Annotated in this window: 18 protein-coding genes and 1 pseudogene; 9 read left to right on the forward strand and 10 right to left on the reverse strand. The window is 40.0% G+C overall.

All coding sequences use genetic code 11. From position 1 onward, the window contains the following. Positions 1–24: 24 nt before the first annotated feature. Positions 25–498, reverse strand: coding sequence for a TspO/MBR family protein (locus tag AC504W_RS22885; protein WP_494874508.1), 474 nt, complete (start codon positions 496–498; stop codon positions 25–27). Between the two features lie 442 nt (positions 499–940). Here AC504W_RS22885 and AC504W_RS22890 point away from each other — a divergent pair, with 442 nt between their 5' ends. The 4 genes from AC504W_RS22890 to AC504W_RS22905 all read left to right on the forward strand — a co-directional run bounded on the left by AC504W_RS22890 (position 941) and on the right by AC504W_RS22905 (position 4,921). Next, a complete protein-coding gene (locus tag AC504W_RS22890; RefSeq protein WP_494874509.1) occupies positions 941–1,951 on the forward strand; it encodes a multicopper oxidase domain-containing protein in 1,011 nt (336 codons plus the stop codon). 206 nt (positions 1,952–2,157) lie between these two features. Beyond that, complete coding sequence (locus AC504W_RS22895) at positions 2,158–3,198, forward strand: ComEA family DNA-binding protein (RefSeq protein ID WP_494874511.1); 1,041 nt, start codon at positions 2,158–2,160, stop codon at positions 3,196–3,198. A gap of 223 nt (positions 3,199–3,421) precedes the next feature. Continuing rightward, positions 3,422–3,856 (forward strand): ferritin-like domain-containing protein, encoded by a 435-nt coding sequence (locus AC504W_RS22900; protein WP_096580276.1) that lies wholly within the window; start codon positions 3,422–3,424, stop codon positions 3,854–3,856. Positions 3,857–3,973: 117 nt separating this feature from the next. After that, complete coding sequence (locus AC504W_RS22905; RefSeq protein ID WP_494874512.1) at positions 3,974–4,921, forward strand: FTR1 family iron permease; 948 nt, start codon at positions 3,974–3,976, stop codon at positions 4,919–4,921. A gap of 116 nt (positions 4,922–5,037) precedes the next feature. Here the strand turns inward: AC504W_RS22905 and AC504W_RS22910 are convergent, their stop codons facing one another. From AC504W_RS22910 to AC504W_RS22930, 5 genes are all read right to left on the reverse strand, one after another. Beyond that, positions 5,038–5,676, reverse strand: a complete 639-nt coding sequence (locus AC504W_RS22910) for an SMI1/KNR4 family protein (protein WP_494874513.1) — start codon at positions 5,674–5,676, stop codon at positions 5,038–5,040. Between the two features lie 6 nt (positions 5,677–5,682). After that, positions 5,683–6,594: an ABC transporter substrate-binding protein gene (locus AC504W_RS22915; RefSeq protein WP_494874514.1), complete on the reverse strand. Its 912-nt coding sequence runs from the start codon at positions 6,592–6,594 to the stop codon at positions 5,683–5,685. Between the two features lie 278 nt (positions 6,595–6,872). Next, entirely contained in the window at positions 6,873–7,454 is a 582-nt protein-coding gene (locus AC504W_RS22920) for a molybdenum cofactor guanylyltransferase (RefSeq protein WP_494874515.1), read from the reverse strand. 73 nt (positions 7,455–7,527) lie between these two features. Continuing rightward, complete coding sequence (locus tag AC504W_RS22925; protein ID WP_494874516.1) at positions 7,528–9,585, reverse strand: thioredoxin domain-containing protein; 2,058 nt, start codon at positions 9,583–9,585, stop codon at positions 7,528–7,530. Between the two features lie 184 nt (positions 9,586–9,769). Then, the gene (locus AC504W_RS22930; protein WP_187308035.1) at positions 9,770–9,925 is read right to left on the reverse strand and encodes a QAALIT motif small membrane protein; all 156 of its coding nucleotides are present in this window, start codon (positions 9,923–9,925) and stop codon (positions 9,770–9,772) included. A 377-nt stretch (positions 9,926–10,302) separates the two neighbouring features. On the opposite strand from AC504W_RS22930, the gene clpP reads away from it, so the two are divergent. Beyond that, positions 10,303–10,908 (forward strand): ATP-dependent Clp endopeptidase proteolytic subunit ClpP, encoded by a 606-nt coding sequence (clpP, locus tag AC504W_RS22935; protein ID WP_494874517.1) that lies wholly within the window; start codon positions 10,303–10,305, stop codon positions 10,906–10,908. Between the two features lie 64 nt (positions 10,909–10,972). Here the strand turns inward: clpP and AC504W_RS22940 are convergent, their stop codons facing one another. The 3 genes and pseudogenes from AC504W_RS22940 to AC504W_RS22950 form a co-directional block, all read right to left on the reverse strand. Beyond that, complete coding sequence (locus AC504W_RS22940; RefSeq protein ID WP_494874518.1) at positions 10,973–11,125, reverse strand: hypothetical protein; 153 nt, start codon at positions 11,123–11,125, stop codon at positions 10,973–10,975. A 66-nt stretch (positions 11,126–11,191) separates the two neighbouring features. Further along, positions 11,192–11,374 (reverse strand): annotated as a pseudogene (locus AC504W_RS22945) (slr1353 family protein); the annotation flags it as partial. A gap of 66 nt (positions 11,375–11,440) precedes the next feature. Then, positions 11,441–12,283 carry a slr1353 family protein gene (locus AC504W_RS22950; protein ID WP_494874519.1) on the reverse strand — a complete coding sequence of 281 codons (843 nt, stop codon included), beginning with the start codon at positions 12,281–12,283 and terminating at the stop codon, positions 11,441–11,443. A gap of 1,101 nt (positions 12,284–13,384) precedes the next feature. Here AC504W_RS22950 and AC504W_RS22955 point away from each other — a divergent pair. The 3 genes from AC504W_RS22955 to AC504W_RS22965 all read left to right on the forward strand — a co-directional run bounded on the left by AC504W_RS22955 (position 13,385) and on the right by AC504W_RS22965 (position 17,298). After that, a complete protein-coding gene (locus tag AC504W_RS22955; protein WP_494874520.1) occupies positions 13,385–15,736 on the forward strand; it encodes a ribonuclease R family protein in 2,352 nt (783 codons plus the stop codon). A gap of 19 nt (positions 15,737–15,755) precedes the next feature. Further along, positions 15,756–16,376 carry a flavin prenyltransferase UbiX gene (locus AC504W_RS22960; RefSeq protein ID WP_494874521.1) on the forward strand — a complete coding sequence of 207 codons (621 nt, stop codon included), beginning with the start codon at positions 15,756–15,758 and terminating at the stop codon, positions 16,374–16,376. Between the two features lie 217 nt (positions 16,377–16,593). Further along, positions 16,594–17,298: a LapA family protein gene (locus AC504W_RS22965; RefSeq protein WP_103123673.1), complete on the forward strand. Its 705-nt coding sequence runs from the start codon at positions 16,594–16,596 to the stop codon at positions 17,296–17,298. Between the two features lie 134 nt (positions 17,299–17,432). Here AC504W_RS22965 and AC504W_RS22970 read toward each other — a convergent pair whose 3' ends face one another. After that, positions 17,433–17,642: a hypothetical protein gene (locus AC504W_RS22970; RefSeq protein WP_494874522.1), complete on the reverse strand. Its 210-nt coding sequence runs from the start codon at positions 17,640–17,642 to the stop codon at positions 17,433–17,435. A gap of 465 nt (positions 17,643–18,107) precedes the next feature. On the opposite strand from AC504W_RS22970, the gene AC504W_RS22975 reads away from it, so the two are divergent. Beyond that, positions 18,108–19,721 carry an NB-ARC domain-containing protein gene (locus AC504W_RS22975; RefSeq protein WP_494878736.1) on the forward strand — a complete coding sequence of 538 codons (1,614 nt, stop codon included), beginning with the start codon at positions 18,108–18,110 and terminating at the stop codon, positions 19,719–19,721. The last annotated feature ends 15 nt before the right edge of the window (positions 19,722–19,736 follow it).

A 19,736-nucleotide genomic window follows, 5' to 3' on the forward strand; every position in this document is an offset into this window, starting at 1 on the left:
ACTAACTCTCAATCCAAAATTGTATTACGCATCTTCAGGATTAAGTTGTTTTAATTCATCTGTGGTAAGTGTGCCAATTGGACTCCAAACCAGATAAGGAATTAATAATACAGTTGCTAGTAGCGAAATTGGCAAAACCGCTAAAGCCAAAACTATTGCTGAAATCATCCCAAGCAACCCAAGAGTTTCGCCAACCTTCAGGCTGCGTAATCTCAACATCAGCGGGATGTAAGCAATGGTGATAATTTCTACAAACAGGTATAAACCCATCAGCAACCAAGTAACAAGGCTTCCAGGGTTTTGCTGCCAAACGATGTTAGCAGAAATTGCACCGCAAATAAAAATTGCAGTCCAAATAAAGGGAATCAGCGGTTCAAAAACTAGCCATTGTGGGCGGATTAAATGGGCAAACCACTTTACATCACGGGGGGTAATGAAAAAACTACCAAAGCCTATGAGAAAAGTTATTGTCCCAATAATTACACCAGATGAAATCATACCTTCACCCTTTTATTGATCTTTGGTCAAGTTGTACACTGCCAGTTTGACAATATAAACAATGGGTGAAATCAACCGCAGGTTTGATACTTACCTGACATTTTGTATTCACTATTTAATATTTGATTTGTAACCCAGTAAAGTAAATTGATTGGTGTTGCTGAATAAAGGGATGAAGTTCTTTATTAGGTACGATATGATACTTAAAATAATCAAGCTAAGTAATTTCTGTTATTGTAAAAAACAAACGATCGCATAAAATATCACTCTTGTTCTCTCTGGTTCGATAAACAAGCGATCGCTTGTTATATTTCCTAGTAGCAATAGATGTGATAGATTTTTTAGAAATTATTGACAATAATTCTTACTTATTATATTATCTAAAATGATAGTTGCAAAATATTTGCAACTTTTTTTGTGCTAATTTTTGATTTTTAAGGTGATGCCCAACAACTTCGTTCTGGGTAAAGAGCAACTCTTCAGCCGTCGTCAACTACTGAAACTAGGAATATGGGGTGCTGGATTTGCAGGTACAGCTGCACTTTGGCATACTCTGAATGCACACAGTAAATCGATAGTCAAAGTTCCGCCATTGGAAATAGCAGCAACAAACCAAGCTGTTAAACCTATGCAGATGCTACGAAATTTTGATTATGGAGTAGTTAAACAGGAAAATGGCCGGACTGTCCGAGAATTCCAACTAACGGCGGGGACTTCTGTCATTCAACTCAACAGTGCTGTTTCTTATAACGTTTGGGATTTAAACGGTCGTATACCAGGGCCAACGCTACGAGCAAAGCAAGGCGAACGCGTACGGATACTATTTCTCAATAATGCGGGACATTCTCATTCTCTACATTTTCATGGTGTTCATCCCGCAGAGATGGATGGGATTCGTCCCGTCAGCAATGGTAGCGCCACAATCTATGAATTTGATGCAGAACCTTATGGTGTTCATCTGTATCACTGTCATATTGAACCTGTCACCCGCCATATTGCTAAAGGGTTGTATGGGATGTTTATTATCGACCCTCCCACACCCCGTCCCCCAGCGGATGAGATTGTATTAGTGATGGCTGGATATGACGTAAATGACGACAGCCACAATGAGTATTACGCTTTTAACGGATTACCGCATTACTTCATGGATAATCCCATCCCGATATATCAAAATCAATTGGTTCGCTTGTATGTTCTCAACATCATTGAATACGATACAGCTGTGACTTTTCACTTACACGCCAACTTCTTTGATGTTTATCGCAGCGGAATGACTATGACTCCCACTGAGAAAACTGATGTGATCACAATGGGTATAGCAGAACGGCATATTTTAGAATTTGCTTTCCGCTATCCAGGTAAGTATATGTTTCATCCGCATCAAGATGCGATCGCAGAAAACGGTTGTATGGGTCAATTTGAAGTAATTACTGATAAGGCTTCTCAAACTTAGCCAAAAAATTTTTAGCTTCATGAAGCCAGTAAATCTACGTTAAATGAGGCATAAACAGTAATGTTAATAGCTTTACATCTCAAATATATTGAAAAAAATATTAAAATAAATTCAAAAATTTCATGAGTAGTTGCAAAAGTATCGCATTACCTGCAAAATGAGCATAGCCAAATCTACGACACTGAGTCATACCAACTGTTAAAAACATGAAAAAATTTAAATACTTTTGTTTAACCATTGCAACTGCTGCAATTGTCAGCTTGAGTGCTTGTAACAACACCCCAACCGCAGAAAAGCCATCTACACCAGATACTAACTCAACATCCACAGCCCAAGTCACAGAAACCACAACTCACAGCGGTCATGGTAGCAAGGACAAAATTAATATAAATACGGCGATATTGTCAGAATTAGATAAATTTGAAGCAAAATTAGGTGTACCAGCTTTATCGAACAAAATTCAGGCCAGCCGTCCCTATGCAAGTCCCGAAGATTTAGTTAACAAAAAAGTCATTACTCAAGAACAGTTCGACCAAATTAAAGATCAAGTAACTGTTCAAGAAGTTGTTCTCACAGGTGAACCCAAAGATGTTGATTACATGACAAAGTTAGGCTTGATGAAAGGACATCTTTTAGTAGCACAAGAACTGTTAGATAAGAATTTACCAAAACAAGCAGAACCGCATATTGGACACCCAGTTGAGGAAATCTACGTTGATGTAGAAGACCAATTAAATGAACGCAAAGTGAAAGAATTTAAGACAACTTTGGTAGGTTTGCAAGATTTAGTGAAATCTAATCCTAAGAACGCCAAAGTTAAAACTGATTTTACCGCTTCTGTGCAGTCTGTAGATGGCGCGATCGCAGTTTTACCAGAAGCGCAACGTACAAAACCGGGATTTGTACTGCAAGTAATTAATGAATTGTTAGATTCAGCGAATTCCGAGTATGGGGCAGCGATCGCTGATGCTAAAATAGCCGCAGCCATTGAATATCAAGACTCTCGTGGCTTCGTCCTTTATGCCAACGAGTTATACAAGGGTATTTCTAGCCAAGTAGCACAAGATAGTCCCGACGCACACAAAGCCATTGAAGCTAGTCTTAGTGAACTCACCAAAGTATGGCCTAGCGCCATTCCACCTGCTAAACCAGTTAAAACACCTGTTGAAGTAACCCAGTTAATCAAAACCATTGAGCAAAATTCTCAAAAAGTTATTGATAAATCAAGTACACAGGCACAACGATAGACTCTAAACTAACAGAAAAGTAGAGAGTCAAAAGCTTAAAATGAGTGAGCTATGAGCAAATAATTAGATGTGAAACACGAAAAAGTTATCAGAAGAGAATTCAGTATAAATGATGTGCTATTTATTGATTCTGAATTCTCGCTTCTGAAGTCCTCTTCAAGTGATTCATACCTAATTTATTACTCATCAGGCTCAATTTGTATATTGCTGAACTTAACAACTGATGCAAGAACTTGACCAAACAAAGACTATTGAACTCCTCAATACCATCATGGAATTTGAGTTAGCAGGAGTAGTACGTTATACACATTATTCCTTGATGGTGACAGGCCCTAATCGTATTCCTATTGTGGGTTTTTTTAAAGCACAAGCCAGTGAATCTTTACTTCATGCTCAACAAGTTGGGGAAATTCTCACAGGCTTAGATGGCCATCCTACCCTGAGAATTGCCCCAATGGAAGAAACTTATAAGCATTCCGTCAAAGACATTTTGGCAGAAAGCTTATCTCATGAAAAGAAAGCATTGGAATTGTACAAAACTCTCCTAGATACTGTCAGCAATGCTAGTGTCTATTTAGAAGAATTTGCCCGTGGCATGATTGGACAAGAAGAACTACATAATCTCGAATTGAAAAAAATGCTGCGAGATTTTAGCTAATAGTCATTAAGTCAATGGTCAATTGTCAATGGTCAAAAATATAGACTTTCAACTATTGACTTTAGACTATTGACTTTAGACTATTGACTTTAGACTATTGACTCTGGACTAAGAAAAATGAATTTTAGTACTGCCTTACCTACTTTTGTAATTACACTCCGAGAAGGAGTAGAAGCCGCCTTAGTTGTGGGTATAGTGTTGGCTTTATTAAAAAAAGCCAAACAATCTCGACTTAATTCTTGGGTGTATGCTGGTGTCGGCGTTGGTATTGCTGTCAGCGCATTGATAGGTGTGCTATTTAGTATTGTCATTCAAGCACTAGGAAAAATAAATCCGCAATATACATCTGTAGTCGAACCAGGACTAGAAGGTGTGTTTAGTGTGCTGGCGATCGCCATGCTCAGTTGGATGCTAATCTGGATGACGAAACAAGCCAGATTCATGAAAGCCCAAGTAGAAGGCGCTGTTACAGAAGCACTCACACAAAATGGCAATGCTGGTTGGGGCGTTTTTACTTTAATTTTAATAGCAGTAGTCCGCGAAGGTTTTGAAACCGTGTTGTTCATTGCGGCTAACTTTCAGCAAGGTTTAATTCCCACAATTGGCGCTCTTGGCGGTTTATTAGTAGCAGCCACAATTGGCGTATTGTTATTTAAATTAGGTGTGAAAATCAACATCCGCCAATTCTTTCAAGTTATGGGCGTTTTATTAGTGCTGATTGTTGCGGGGTTAGTTGTTTCTGCATTAAAACATTTTGATGATGCTGTCGCTAACTTAGCCCTCAGCAGTCGCGCGACCGAAAGCCTGTGTTTTTACTATGAACACTTTACTAAAGTCCACTCTTGCATATTAGGGCCGATAGTGTGGAATACTTCTAATATTTTGCCTGATGACCAATTCCCAGGGATCATTTTTAAATCTTTATTTGGCTATAGAGAAAATCTCTATATTGTACAAGCTGTAGGATACGTTATATTTTTGCTAACTGTTGGCGGTTTATATTTCCGCAGTTTAGGCGGCGAAGTTCCAAAACCTAATAAAACTGTTTCTCTTTTCCAGAAATAAACTGATAAGTAAATCTATAGTAGGGTGGATATAGTCATACCCACCCTACTATTTATCTGTAGTTAATTCTTCCTTAGTTTACCCAACTAATATGGGAACTGCTATAAAAATATTCTCTACACATACTTACTTTTAACAATAGTTTTTAAAGCATCTGATAAATGTGTGTTATCAAGTGCAAACATTTCTATCCCATCATCGTTCAATCCATAAATTACTTGAATATTCTCCTCCAATTTTGTATCTAGCAATTTCAACAATTCTCCCAAATTAGGAGCCAACACACATTTTTCATCTTCATCTCTTCCAAAGTTGATAATTTGCCCAATACATCCATTAACATCAGGTGCTAAATCAATACCGATGTGATTTCCTCCCCCATCGTGCATGAAAGGTATCCATTTTTCATGTGCATATATGCTTTGGATAACTCTTTCTGGATAAGATGTGCAGAAATCATTTAAATCTTCTAAACCATCTTCAATGATTTCTTTCCAACATAACCAATTTCGTTCCACTTCAGACAGCGAGAGAAATTGTAAGCCATAAAAAATGCCCTGTCCTTCTGTTGACTCTCCATTATTGAGTCGATATAAAGTTTTCATCTCTGCTGGAATTTCATAACCAAGCACCGTTTGCAAATGTAAAATTTCATCTTCACTTGCTGGTGGGTTGAGATACTTGTAATATTCAGGAAACCTATTGTTAATCTTTTCTCGATAGCTTAACCAGTATGTACTAACAAGATTATTCATTTTAGACTAATTTGCTGTAAATAAATCTTTTTTAAGCTGCTGGCAAGTCTTTTCAATTGCATTGATACTGCCGGGATTAATTAATCCATAATAGTCAAAAATATAAACTCTGTTCTTTTGTGTTGCTTTGAGTTTTTGCCAAAAAGGTTCTTTACTAAAAGATTCTAAAATCTCTTTGTTAGATGTTGCTTGAGGAGGGTTAATGACAATTATGGTGTCTGGATTAACTTCTAAAACTTTCTCGGCTGATAAAGTGACATAACCACCAAAAGGACTTTTACCTTGTAATTCTGCGGCGACATTCTTGAGTTGAAATTTTTCTAACAAGTTTCCCGCCCAACTGCTTTTATTTGGTGTGAGAATTGGTTGATTACTCACTAACACTAAAGTAGAAATATTTTGGTCTTGTTTCTCTAGTAAAAAACTTTTGTAGCGAGTTAATAAAGCTTCGGGGTTTGCACCAATTAAATCACTAATTTTTTGAGTCAGATTTTCTAAGGAATCCCATGTTTTGAGTTGAGTCAATAAAGTAGGAATTTTCAATTCTTGCAATCTTTGAATTACTTGGGTAGAAAAACCCTCGATACCAATGACTAAATCTGGTTTTAGAGCCACAATTTTTTCTAAATTAGGAGGAGTTTGACCTTCACTAACGCGAGGAATATCCTGAAAACCAGGGTCATTTTTAAATAATGAATTTCCAGCGATACCCACTAGCTTAGTCTTATCGAGTTGATAAATAATATCTGTCGCTAGTGATGAAAGACTAACTACTCTTTTAGCTATTTGTTGATTATTAGATGTTGCTGTAATAGCAGGTGTTTGTGATTGTGGCTGTTGAGTTGTAGTAGTACTACAAGCCATTAAAAATATACTTATGAGAATTGCTAATACTGATAATATCCAACGATAATACATATAACAATAAACCTATAGTAACTATAAAAGTTGCTTAGAAAAAAGGCGAGTGTAGACAATAGTAAAAATTCCCCCAAGAATTCATAGCTACGCTACCCGCCATTAAGTATACAAGGTTTATTGAGAAAAGCTTTACATAATATACATTAGTCCGTTGCAAAACTATTGTTAATTAAATAACATTTGTTTGTTTTTGTAAAAAATTTCTAGTAAAAATTTTTACTTGTTATAAAAATTGATAAATACAGAATTAATAGCTGGCTGAAATGTTGTTTTTACTAGAGTGAAGCCCAATCTTCGGGAGTGTTGCAGTTAAGTAGCATATTAGTATCAGGCACAGCTAAAACTTGTACCGAATGTTGCTGAAGCCATTGTTGAAACGATCGCCCGCCTTGGTTGATAAAATCTAGTAGTTGCGGCAAACATCGACGGTGATAGAAACCACACAGAGGTTCCCAGCCTTTAGTATGATGCGCCAAGGCGGCGATCGCATCTTCGCTCACATGATCTAATTCCACCGCCCATCCTTGCAAAACTTCAACCTGCAACTTCGGTAAATCGCAAGCAAGTAACAGCACCCAATCAGTTTGCACTTGTGCGAGTCCTTGAGCAAACCCAAGCAACGCCCCTTGATTTAATGGCGCTTCTTGAATAAACTGACAACGAGGTAAATATAAGTGTTGATAGCTTTTTGGCCAGGGAGTGACAATATAAACACTATCAGCACAAGCCGCCGCGACATGACAAACTCGCTGCAACAAAGGCTCCCCTTCAACAGTCAGCAAAGCTTTATCCTGTCCCATACGCGAACTTTTACCGCCAGCCAACACAATGGCTGTGAGTGCTGAGTTATTTGTCATTGGTCATGGGTCAAAACGTAGAATACTAAAGAATAAAATTTCATACTTCAGACTTCATACTTCATACTTTCTCTCATCCTCTATTTTGACTTTGTTGCACTTGCTGAAACATCTGCTCAATACTTGTCGCGGGTGCAAGACATTTTAAACCTTGGCAAACTAAAGCAATGCTTCCCTCTGGTAAATTTGACACTATACTGAATGCCGCCACAGGTAAATATTGCGGAATCAGAGATTTAATTTGCTCGGTGGTGCTGCGAATTAAGGTAGAGTTGCGATACCAATCTAAAGCTGTAAATAAACTAGGACAAGCTTGGGGAGCGCTACTCATGATACTTCTAAAAGCTTTTAAACCTTGCTCGGCTAAATCAAGATAATGCAGATTATCGGTGAGCAGAGACAATCGGACAAGATTTGCGATCGCCACTCCGTTAGCTGAAGGTGTAGCATTATCTGCATAGCTGCGTTCGCGGATAATTAAATCTTGACTCGCATCGCTAGATGTATTGAAATATCCTCCTAATTCTACACTCCAGAGAAATTCGTCGAATTCTTCTTGGATTGCGATCGCTTTTTCTAACCATTGTTTATTCTCTGGGCTACAAGCTTGTAAATCCAGCAACGCTTTAATAAAAGAGGCGTAGTCTTCAGACTGCGCTAACACTGTTGCTTCACCTTGATAATTGAGTCGGTGGAAACGTCCGTCAACAAACTGATGCTCCAGAATAAAGTTAGCTGCTTGTACTGCTAATTCCAAATACAAAGGTTCTTGGAATACACTATATGATCTAGCTAAACCAGAAATCATCAAGCTATTCCAAGCCACAATCATTTTTGTATCCGTCACCGAGGGAATGCGCCCCGGCCAATTATGGGTTTTGGCTTCTTGGTTGTTCCGTGCTGGCGGAAAGGTTTTTAATGATTCTGGTGTGTTACCATAACGAGCCGTAAATAATTTAGCTAATGCCGTTTCTAGTTCTGCACTCAATTGTCCTACATTGCGTCTTTGCAGAACATTCAGCCCTTCAAAGTTGCCTTGAGGACTAACTGTAAATTCTTGTTGTAATTGCGTCAATTCTTCTGGTGTTAACAGCTGTTCTAGTTCGCTGTAACTCCACACATAAAAAGCGCCTTCTTCTGGCTCTGCTGCTTCCGCACTAATGAAACTATCTGCATCCTGAGCCGCGTAAAAATATCCTTCCGGGGCAATCATTTCTCGTTGTAGCCATTTTACAGTTCCCGCGATCGCCCTAGCAAAAGCTGGCTCTTGAATACCCGCACTCCATAAATTTGCCAGATACTCGACAATTTGCCCATTGTCATAAAGCATCTTTTCAAAGTGAGGCACTGTCCAAGTGGGATCAACTGTATAGCGATGAAAGCCTCCACCCACATGATCATAAATCCCACCCAACGCTAAATCTAGTCCTCGCTGAGTGCAAGTTTGCTTACCATCATACCGAGATGGCAAATTAAACCGAGTTCCCCGCAGTGCTAATTCTGCGTAAGGCATCATCGGAAAACTATTACCGTATTGATTAGAAGTAATGATCCCCGTGCTAGTTTCCCAACCTTTGCCCAGTAATTCATGTTCTTGAACTTCCTGGGGATCGCTATTTTGCAATACCGCAGAGGTGAGCAGCGAGTCTAAAATTACAGCTTTGCGTTGGCGCAAGTCCTCTTTTTCGGTGTCATAGTAACGTCGCAGAGCTTGTAAAACTTGTAAAAAGCCAGGACGACCATAGCGGGGATCGACCGGAAAATAAGTCCCAGCGTAAAAAGGAACTAAATCTTCAGGAGAAAGAAAGGTATTTAAAGGCCAACCACCTTGATCACTCATCATTTGCAACGCCTGCATATAAATGCTGTCGATGTCTGGCCTTTCTTCTCTGTCTACCTTGATAGGCAGAAAATTGGTATTCATGTAATCTGCGATCGCAGCATCAGAAAAAGCCTCACCTTCCATCACAGTACACCAGTGGCAACTGGAGTAACCAATCGACAGAAAGATAGGCTTATTTTCTGCCTTTGCAGTCGCCAGCGCTTCATCACACCAAGGCCACCAATCAATCGGGTTTTCGGCATGTTTACGCAGGTAGAGACTCTTAGCTTGGGCAAGGCGATTAGTCATGATCTTGTTGTGTGAGGATAGTTGCCTTCTTTGCCCAGTCTACATTCTGAAAGCGAGAGTAGAACTACTCCTTACATAAAAAAATAAAACTTACACCACAGGTTTTCAACAGTCAGGTTAGTAAAGCGTGTGAGAAGAGTCGAAGAGCTAATCAAAAACCATTTTTTTCTATTGCCTTGTTGTATTAGGGCAAAGAGCGCCACAGAAAACTGATAATTGTTGTAGATATTTCTGATGTAGGTGGTTTAACGCTGGCTTGAATTTTGGTATTGTAATTAATTCCTGCTATCAGATGGAGCAAGAAAGTAATGATGGCGGCTTGCACAAGTTTTTCGAGCATGGCAGGTCTCCCTCAAGTGATAGCACTGCAAGTAAAATCCGTTTTTCTAAATACACCCCGTACTCATACATTTCCTAATTTGCCGGGATTTTCTGGAAAATTGCCTGAAAAATTAGTAAATAAACCTTGACAAAATACCAGTTTATAGATATTCGTATGGCATTTTCCTTGTCAGAGCGATCGCTAGATATTTTGTAGTTGATCCTCTCTGGTACAACGGAAGTCATATTCTCAAGACGCTTTTTCTTATAGAAAGTGCCTGGGTTATGATTTACATCTGCCAAATATCAGAGAAAATTAGCTCTCTTGTAGGTGATGACAGCCATTAGCGGGTTGTCATCGATAAAATAGATGTAAATTAGCTATAAGAACGCTGCATGATTCCTATCGTTATTGAACAATCGGGTCGAGGTGAACGCGCCTTTGATATCTACTCACGACTGTTGCGTGAGCGGATCATCTTCTTGGGACAACAGATTGACAGCAACTTAGCTAACTTAATAGTTGCCCAAATGCTGTTCTTGGATGCAGAAGACCCAGAAAAAGACATTTATATGTACATCAATTCCCCAGGCGGTTCGGTAACTGCTGGTATGGGTATTTTTGACACTATGAAGCATATCCGCCCAGATGTCTGTACCATTTGTACCGGATTAGCAGCAAGTATGGGAGCTTTTCTCCTCAGCGCGGGTGCTAAAGGTAAGCGGATGAGTCTACCCCATTCCCGCATTATGATTCACCAACCTTTAGGCGGCGCACAAGGTCAAGCTACTGACATTGAAATTCAAGCGCGGGAAATTTTGTATCACAAGAAGCGACTCAACGACTTTCTCGCTGACCACACAGGTCAGCCAATTGAGCGCATCGCCGAAGACACCGAACGCGACTTTTTCATGTCACCCGATGAAGCCAGAGAATACGGTTTGATTGACCAAGTTATTGACCGTCACTCTGCGGGTAGCCGTCCAATGGCTGTTGTTTAGTCATTGGTCATTGGTCATTAGTCATTAGTTGTAGGGTGGGAATTATAATTCTCACCCTACTAATTTATTTAGATTCATCTATCGCTGTGGGTTGCGATTCAAGATAATTGAGAAATTCTAATAATTCTTCTTCGGTTAATAAAACTCGCGATCGCTTACTATATGTTTTCATGAGATAATCTCTTCCCCACTCTACACTCACATCTAATCGCTGCATTTCTTGATCAGTTTTAGCTATAACTTGAATAAAAAAATCTTCTCGTGATGATGGTGTAGGTTGAGCTTATAAGTATCTCAGAAAATCCAGTAATTCTAATTCGGTTAGTAAAGTCCGCCCTCTCTTGCCATAAGTTTTAATGAGATAATCTCTTCCTGTTTCCGGTGTCCAGCCTAAACGTTGAAGTTCAACATCTGTTTTGGCAATCACATCAGATAAATTTACTGGTTTCATAACTTTCTTAATTTTTTAGTGGCTATTAGTCATTAGTCCTTACCAATGACAAAGGACTAATGACTAATGACAAATAACTAATTAAAACCCCGCAATCGGATCAGGTTGAGATTGTAGATATTGTAAAAAACTGTACAATTCGTCTTCTGTTAATAAAGTACGCCCTCGCTTATTGTAGGTTTTAATCAGATGTTCCCTTCCCTGTTCTGGTGTCCAGCCTAAACGTTGCAGTTCAACATCGGTTTTAGCAATCACATCAGATAAATCAACTGCTTCCGCTTTCTTTTTTCTCTTACTAGTTCCTGTTGGAGTAGTGGTAGTTTCCGAAGAATTATAATTGCGGGGTGTAAATGGTGTGACATTACTTGCATTTATCCCCGAAAAAGTTGGCGTTTCTGGCTGATGGGGAACTTCGATTTCTAAATTATCTGGCGGGGGAATAAATGCAGGTTCTCGACTAGTCGTCAAAGGTAAGCTAGGACTCAAATCTGGAGTATAAGTATCAGTACTTAGTCGGTTTGCGGCAAATAAATCTGGTTCGAGATTTTCACTACTAGAAGATGCTGGAGATATTGCTGTTGTGCTAGTAGTTAATTCCAAATCTCGATCTTTCGGAGATGAATAAGTAGATTCATGTACATTTACTGTTGTGTTAATAACAGGAGTTGGTTGTACAGGAATTGTTGCTTTGGGAGATGATTCAGCCTGAGTTTGTCCCGAACTTGTCACACCTAAAACCATTAGCGCTCTATTCCGTGCTTGGTCTTCTGCGGCTTCTACTGTATCTGCTGCTGCCAAACCAGTAGCACGGATTACACCGTCAATTTGGACACTAGCTCTCACAATATATTTGCCTTGAAAAATGTCTACTAATTCGGAAATTAAACTGCCGTTGGGATACAAGCTCTGAAATTGAGCCAACATAATACTGCCACCAATAATCTAATGTCTGCTAAATATCTATAATCAAGACTTACGCCTAAAAATTATCTGTCAAAACTGGGTTTAGGAGTGTAAGGGTTTGGGAAACCTACACCTCTATACTTTTACACCTTGTCCCAACCCTTGATTTTTCGTGTTCATAGGTAAGTCTTAACTTTGTGTCCATCGCCCAAGTTTGAGAAATTTGTAACTGTAGTGGGAGATAACCGAGTTTGTCCACAGTGAATCTATGGAAATATTTTAATTTTAAGTCCCAAATTCCTTTGTCGGCAGAGAAAAATTTAATTAAATTTAAGTTTTTAGCAGATTTATTGATCACCCCAATAAATGCGATCGCCTACTAAAACTGCCACAGCACTTGAGCGCCAATTTTTCTGGTATCTTAAACTGCAAGGTGACGTTTTTGCTGTGTTTGTGTGTTGTAATTGCGGCAGTAGCTATTTTTGTGGCGAAATTATTGACTACTGTCCCTATTAAGTAGGTGATCTCACCTTCAATGCTATACTATTTACCTAATTCTCTATTTAGAATTATTTCTTAGAAGTACGCTCTAAATCTACAATAATGGAGATAAGGTTCGCCCTCACTGCTTGTATGACTGCTGGCCTAATTGTTACCGATTCTACAGATGGGAAAGTTAGGTTTATCGGCAGTTTCTCCTAGTTAAAAATCAGAGTCTGATGGCGTAAAAGCACCTTCAAGCTAGACAATCAAACACCTGTGGTTTTTCCTACCTAGCGCTTTTGGGCGGTGTGGAGAGTAATCCTAAAGCCAGCCTCTCAAAAACCCTTAGCGTAATCACTGAGTAGGTAAAACCCCCTTATCAGGCGTACTTTATCAGTTTGGTTAAGTGAAGGAGCAAAAAACGCCAGCTAACTCTGAAATGGTCGTGCAGTGAGAAGTTCCAAGATTTCGGGAGTGGCTTTATCTCAAGGTAGGTTGACTTCCAGGGCGTGGAACTTCACAGAACCATGTCTCAGGGCAATTCGTTTCGAGTTAGATAGTGTCTGTAGACCGTGAGGGTATACAGAACAGAACCAGATTAAACCAACATGATGTTTTGACCAAAGGTCGGTTCACTGCATGGAATTTTCAATCGCTACACTCCTTGCCAATTTCACCGATGATAAATTGGTAGCTCGGAAAGTTTTAGAAAAGAAACTTGGCTGCGAAGATGAAGATAGTTTACAAAAGCTGCATATTGCCTTAGAAATACTCGAAAAAATCGGGATTTTGGTCAAAGAACGGGGCAAATATCGCCGCGTGTTTGAAGAAGGGATGATTGAAGCCAAACTCCGTTGTTCTAGTAAAGGCTTTTGCTTTGCAATACAAGATGTAGAAGGTGCAGAAGATATTTACATCCGCGAAAGTCATTTAAGTAATGCTTGGAATGGCGATCGCGTTTTAGTCAGAGTTCTTAAAGAAGGTAGTCGTCGTCGCTCTCCCGAAGGAGAAGTCAAGTTAATTTTAGAACGTTCTAATCACACTTTACTAGCGCGGATTAAACAAGTAGAAAGCGGTTTTCGGGCAGTACCTTTAGATGATCGCCTGTTGTTTGAACTGAAGTTGCAAACCAACGGGATGACTTTTGCTGAAGCTATCGATCATCTCGCCCATGTGGAAGTTCTACGTTATCCGTTAGCACAATATCCACCCATTGGTAGAGTAGTGCAAATTCTGGGTAGCGATGCCGAAGCCGCAGCCGATATTGATTTAGTTACTTGTAAACACGATTTATCCCGCAATTTTTCAGAACCAGTTCAAGAAGCAGCGGCTAAGTTACCCAAAAGGATACTCAAAGCTGACCTGAAAAATAGATTAGATTTACGCGGTTTATTTACCTTAGCAATTACTGGTGTCAATGCTGATGCCAAGCTGGTCGAAAATGCCTTGAGTTTGGAAAAAACTAACAAAGGCTGGCGCTTGGGCTTTCACATTACCGATGTTTCCCACTTTATTCACCCAGACGAAATCTTAGACAGAGAAGCCTTGAAACGGGGACGTTCTGTGTATTTGGGAGATTTAGTATTGCCTATGTTACCAGAAACAGTTGCAGATCGCTGTTCTTTGGTTGCTGGTAGCGATCGCCTGACTCTCTCATTTTTAATCACTATCGATCCCACATCGGGCGAAATACAAGAATGGGAAATTCAGCCGAGTGTAATTAATGTAGACACAGCCATTAATAAAGACAAAGCAGAAGCAGTTCTCAGTGGTCAACCATCTAAAGAATCTGAGGAAGTAGTACAGCTACTCCAAGACCTAGAAAGCCTACACCAAATTGTCAAACAAGTGCGCTTAGGTCGTGGTAGTTTGCAGTTAAATCTGCCCCCAAATCAAAATCCTTACTTTGATGAAGGAATGTTAGGCGCAGTTATCGTCAATGATTTAACAGTGCGATCGCTGCTTACAGAGTTTGTGCTGTTAGTCAACCAACTAATGGCAGAACATTTAAGTGCTTTAGGCATTCCGGCGATTTGGCGAGTTCAAGGCGCACCTGATCCCGAAGATGTCCAAGAAATGCTGAAACTGGCCATCAATTTAGGTGTAGAACTCACATTAGATCCCGAAACGGATATTCAACCCTTAGATTACCAGTTATTAACAAGAGCGTTTGCAGAATCTCCCTCAGAACAAGTGTTAACTTATCTGTTGCAAGATACCCTCAAACCAGCGGGATATACCACCACTAAAAGCAATCACTTTGGTTTGGCACTGGCACAATATACTCACTGTACTTCCCCCTTGCGCCGTTATCCCGATTTGCTATTGCAACGAGTGTACTACAGACTGTTAGAACACGGACGCGATCGCCGCAATACCCGTGTTAAAGACCGGATTAACTTGCGTCATTCTTCTTCCCACCTGGAAGTTAACTGGAACGTCTTACCCCCAGAATTGCAACAAGAACTGCAAAGCGATTTAACCAGGGTAATTATTCAACTCAACGACCGCGAAAAAGAAGTTCAAGAAGCCGAAGCTGACTTAGCAGGGTTACAAAAAGCCCAACTGATGAAACAGCGCATCGGCCAAGTATTCCAAGGTGTAATTACTGGTGTGCAATCTTACGGTTTCTTTGTGGAAATTGAAGTCCCAACCACAGATACACCCAAACAAAAACATCCCAGCGCCCCATTACGGGTGGAAGGTTTAGTTCATGTCAGTTCCCTCAAAGATGACTGGTATGAATATCGTGCCAGACAACAAGCTTTGTTTGGTCGAAAAAATCGCGCTTCTTATAGATTAGGCGATCGCGTCGCCGTCCAAGTCAAAAGTGTTGATTACTACCGTCAACAAATCGATTTAGTCACCGTTGGTAGCGATGGCTTACCTAAAGGATTAGGTAACTCTGGTATTAACGATGACAGAGACGATATTTATTTGTCTCGTGAACTTGAACCTAACGATTTAGAACCATACACTGATGATGAATAAGTTTTGTTAAGAAAACCGCGTGTCACATCACACCAAGCCTTTAATCATCGGCGTAACCGGAGCCTCTGGACTAATTTATGCCGTTCGCGCTCTCAAATATTTGCTTGCTGCTGACTATGAAATTGAATTAGTTGCCTCTAAATCAACTTACATGGTTTGGCAAGCAGAACAGGAAATTAAAATGCCAGCTGAACCAACTCAACAAGAGCAATTCTGGCGCGAACAAGCAGGAGTAGCCGTTGCAGGTAAACTACGCTGTCACCCTTGGAGTGATGTGGGAGCCAACATTGCCAGTGGCTCCTTTCGCACTTTAGGGATGATCATCATCCCATGTAGTATGAGTACAGTTGCCAAGCTCGCTGGTGGTTTGAGTTCTGACTTACTCGAACGCGCCGCAGATGTTCAACTCAAAGAAGGACGCAAACTAATTATCGTTCCCCGCGAAACTCCTTTTAGCCTGATTCATCTGCGTAACTTAACCACCTTGGCAGAAACGGGGGTGAGAATTGTCCCAGCCATTCCAGCTTGGTATCATCAGCCCCAAACCATCGAGGACTTAGTAGATTTTGTCGTCGCCCGGACTTTAGATCAATTAGAGATTGACTGTATCCCCATTCAACGCTGGCAAGGGAGGAAGTAAAAAGGTGAGGCAGTGCGTTGGGCGGATCTCCCGACTTGTTCGCTGAAAGCGTTCCCGAAGGGTAGCAACTGCCGTTAGCGACGCAGGAGCGTCACCCGAAGGGTAAAAGTAAAAATGTAAAAGTAAGATAGACTGTCTTTTACTTTTTTACTCTTACCTTTTGTTTTCATTGACCTAAATAACTTTTAACTTTTGCCTTTTAACTTTTGCCTTGCTTATGGCTGTAATTCGCTTAATCTTATTGGTGGCAATACTAGGAGGACTAACACTGTTGTTAGTGCAGAACTGGTCGCCTGCTATATCGTTAGTATTTTTGGGTATGCGTACTCAACCATTACCCCTAGGGATGTGGATTTTATTTATTACTACTGCGGGTGCATTGACATCTGTATTGATCACTACTTTATTTAAATTGTCGAATTATTTTGCAGGGCAACCACGACAAACTCCATTGAAATCAGCCCCAACTTCTCGGCGTGTCAGAACACCCCGCCGAGAAGAACCGACATCTGCACCTTTTACACCTCCATCATCTGCTAGTGCCAATAAAGCTGCTGCAACTGAAGAATTTGATGATTGGGAAACCAGCAATACAAATGATGACTGGGACTTTGAGGAACAGCCAGAACAAACACCTCCTCCCAGACCAAAAACTGAACCTGTACGCAACTTTGAACCAGAAGAACGCCAACCAGAACCTAAAAGTTCCTCTCAGTCTGGTTCAACTTACTCTTACAGTTACCGCGAACCGAAAAATACTGCTGTAGGCAAGACAGAATCTGTTTACGATGCTGACTACCGCGTGATTATTCCTCCCTACAAACAGCCTGACGAAGAACCCGCAAATGCTAATGACGACGATGACTGGTCATTTTTTGAGGACGATGAATCTGGGGATGACGACAATAAGCCCCGGAAGTGATGAGTCAATAGTCAATAGTCAATAGTCAATAGTAATTTGCCCTTTGTCAAAAGGATAAAATTTCAGACTAGCCTGCGGCAAGCCCTTCGGGTTCAGCAGTCGCTCATGGGGGAAACCCCGAAGACCGTGCTGCCTCACCGCTGCGCGTCTACACACTTCATACTTTTCTCACGGGATTCTTGCTTGACTTTGCCGTTCATCCCAGCTTCCTGCAAAATCATGAAAGCATTAAAGTCTTCCAAGTCATAGCGGGTACTTAATAAATGCCGTAATTGGTTTTCTGCTTCAACTGTTAGATAACCAGTTGCTAAAGCTTGTTGTACAACGTCACGAATTCGAGTCATGGTTGATGCCTCTTAACACACCACATTAATTTGGGCTGAGTCTGGTAGAATACGCATCGGCTTTTGTGTTTAAACCTTTAATTTTGCAAAGCTTGCTTCTGACAAGCTCCAAAATTCAGTCATTTTTTACACCTTGCTCGGTAAAAATTATTGATGAGAGACTAGTTTCAAAGAATTTTAGAATTCCGATAATGTGATGTTAAAAACACAGTGTGATGCCAATCTAAAATTCTCACAGCACAGACCAAAAGCTACGTAGATTTGTATTGACTGAATTTGTTTGCTTAAAGTTTCAAACAAGCTTTATAAAATTTCCGTTAAGTCTAAAGATATCTAAGCAATAACGTCCAAGTCACCTAACAACAGTTAGCAAATTCGTTATAAATTTACTTTTTATTTATTCTGACTTCATCGAATAATAGTTAGGATATTGCCGGGGTTATATTAAATACATAAATTATGGTAATGGCAACACCAGATTCAAACCAAATAGAAGAGGAATTTGTTGAGGCTAAAAGTAATTGGGAGTTAGAAAAGTTATACGTAGATTTAGCCTCAACAAAAGGTAAAGCTTTAACACCTGTAGAAAAGAAATTTCTTCGAGGTTTACTCTGTGGTTGTAGTCCGGCGGAAATTGCCAGTATAGTTTATCAAAGTCGGAGTAGTAGTACCGTTAGAGTCTATTTGTCTAATGGATTATACAAGTATATAGAAGAAATGCTGAGTAATGCCGCTGGTTACTCAGTGAAAGTGAAAAATTGGAGCCGTGTAACTTATTTACTTGAAAAAGCTGGGTATAAAAAATATAGATTTCCATTCCCAGCAGCAATCATTCCCAAACAAGTACAAAAAAACCAAGAGACAGAGTTAGTAAAAATGCCATCAACTTCAATTCAAGATTGGGGTGAAGCAATTGATGTAAGTGTTTTTCAAGGACGAACAACAGAACTGGCGAAAACTCAACAGTGGATTTTGCAAGAAGGCTGTCGCTTACTCTTACTATTAGGTATGGGTGGTATTGGCAAGACTGCTTTTTCGGTAAAGTTAGCACAAGAAATCCAAGAGCAGTTTGATTATGTTATCTGGCGATCGCTGCGTCTTTCCCCTTCCCCAGAGCAGATAATAGAACAACTAATTCAGACTTTATTGCCAAAATCAGACACAGTAATTTCCGAAACCATAGAAGGGCGCATCTCCCAATTGATAGATTTTTTGCGGAATAACCGATGTTTAATTGTTTTAGATAATTTTGATGCAATTTTAGCTAGTAGCGATAATTACCCTACATTCACAACCAGCCATCAAACGATCAAAAATTCCTTTCCTCCCTTTCTCCTCCCAAAAATTCAATATCGTCCAGGATATGAACTATATGGAGAATTAATTCAACGGGTTGGAGAATCTCAACATCAAAGCTGCTTAATATTAACCAGTCGAGAAAAAACTCCAGAAATAGCAGCCTTAGAAGGCGTTACACTACCTGTGCGTTGTTTGCGATTAACTGGCTTAAATCAATCAGAAAGTCTGTCAATTCTGAAATATAAAGGGTTATTTAACATCTCAGAAGATAAATTCCGCGTTTTGTCAGAACAATATGCCGGGAACCCGCTATTTCTCAAATTAATAGCCACGACGATTCAAGAGTTATTTAATGGCAATATTGATGAGTTTACTGCCCAGGGAACTGTCGTTTTTGGCGAGATTCGCGCCATATTAGATCACCAGTTCCATCGTTTGTCGCAATTAGAAAAGCATCTTATGTACTGGTTGGCAATGAATCAAAATGCTGTTTCTGTGCAGCAATTGCAGAAAAACACCATACCGGGTTTATCACCTAGATTGTCGCAAAGATTAATCTTAGAAGCGGTGGATTTATTACACAAGCGCTCCCTTATAGAACAACAAGCTTCTAGCTTTTCGCAAACTCCAGTGTTGAGGGAGTATATGATTGAGCGCTTAATCGAAGAAAACTTGACATTAAGCGAAGAACAAGAAAGCTACTTTTTGATGAGTCAGACAATTTTTGCCGCCCATTTAAAAAACCATATTAAACAGAGTCGTCTGAATGCCGAGATTTAAAGTAAAGTGAGGAGT

The sequence above is a fragment of the Nostoc sp. C96 genome, from assembly GCF_059384975.1.

Bases quoted from the DNA above. Each gene is read 5' to 3' on its own strand.
- AC504W_RS22885 (WP_494874508.1), bottom strand. From the start codon at position 498: ATGATTTCATCTGGTGTAATTATTGGGACAATAACTTTTCTCATAGGC.
- AC504W_RS22890 (WP_494874509.1), top strand. From the start codon at position 941: ATGCCCAACAACTTCGTTCTGGGTAAAGAGCAACTCTTCAGCCGTCGT.
- AC504W_RS22895 (WP_494874511.1), top strand. From the start codon at position 2,158: ATGAAAAAATTTAAATACTTTTGTTTAACCATTGCAACTGCTGCAATT.
- AC504W_RS22900 (WP_096580276.1), top strand. From the start codon at position 3,422: ATGCAAGAACTTGACCAAACAAAGACTATTGAACTCCTCAATACCATC.
- AC504W_RS22905 (WP_494874512.1), top strand. From the start codon at position 3,974: ATGAATTTTAGTACTGCCTTACCTACTTTTGTAATTACACTCCGAGAA.
- AC504W_RS22910 (WP_494874513.1), bottom strand. From the start codon at position 5,676: ATGAATAATCTTGTTAGTACATACTGGTTAAGCTATCGAGAAAAGATT.
- AC504W_RS22915 (WP_494874514.1), bottom strand. From the start codon at position 6,594: ATGTATTATCGTTGGATATTATCAGTATTAGCAATTCTCATAAGTATA.
- AC504W_RS22920 (WP_494874515.1), bottom strand. From the start codon at position 7,454: ATGACAAATAACTCAGCACTCACAGCCATTGTGTTGGCTGGCGGTAAA.
- AC504W_RS22925 (WP_494874516.1), bottom strand. From the start codon at position 9,585: ATGACTAATCGCCTTGCCCAAGCTAAGAGTCTCTACCTGCGTAAACAT.
- AC504W_RS22930 (WP_187308035.1), bottom strand. From the start codon at position 9,925: ATGCTCGAAAAACTTGTGCAAGCCGCCATCATTACTTTCTTGCTCCAT.
- clpP (WP_494874517.1), top strand. From the start codon at position 10,303: ATGATTCCTATCGTTATTGAACAATCGGGTCGAGGTGAACGCGCCTTT.
- AC504W_RS22940 (WP_494874518.1), bottom strand. From the start codon at position 11,125: ATGCAGCGATTAGATGTGAGTGTAGAGTGGGGAAGAGATTATCTCATG.
- AC504W_RS22950 (WP_494874519.1), bottom strand. From the start codon at position 12,283: ATGTTGGCTCAATTTCAGAGCTTGTATCCCAACGGCAGTTTAATTTCC.
- AC504W_RS22955 (WP_494874520.1), top strand. From the start codon at position 13,385: ATGGAATTTTCAATCGCTACACTCCTTGCCAATTTCACCGATGATAAA.
- AC504W_RS22965 (WP_103123673.1), top strand. From the start codon at position 16,594: ATGGCTGTAATTCGCTTAATCTTATTGGTGGCAATACTAGGAGGACTA.
- AC504W_RS22970 (WP_494874522.1), bottom strand. From the start codon at position 17,642: ATGACTCGAATTCGTGACGTTGTACAACAAGCTTTAGCAACTGGTTAT.
- AC504W_RS22975 (WP_494878736.1), top strand. From the start codon at position 18,108: ATGGCAACACCAGATTCAAACCAAATAGAAGAGGAATTTGTTGAGGCT.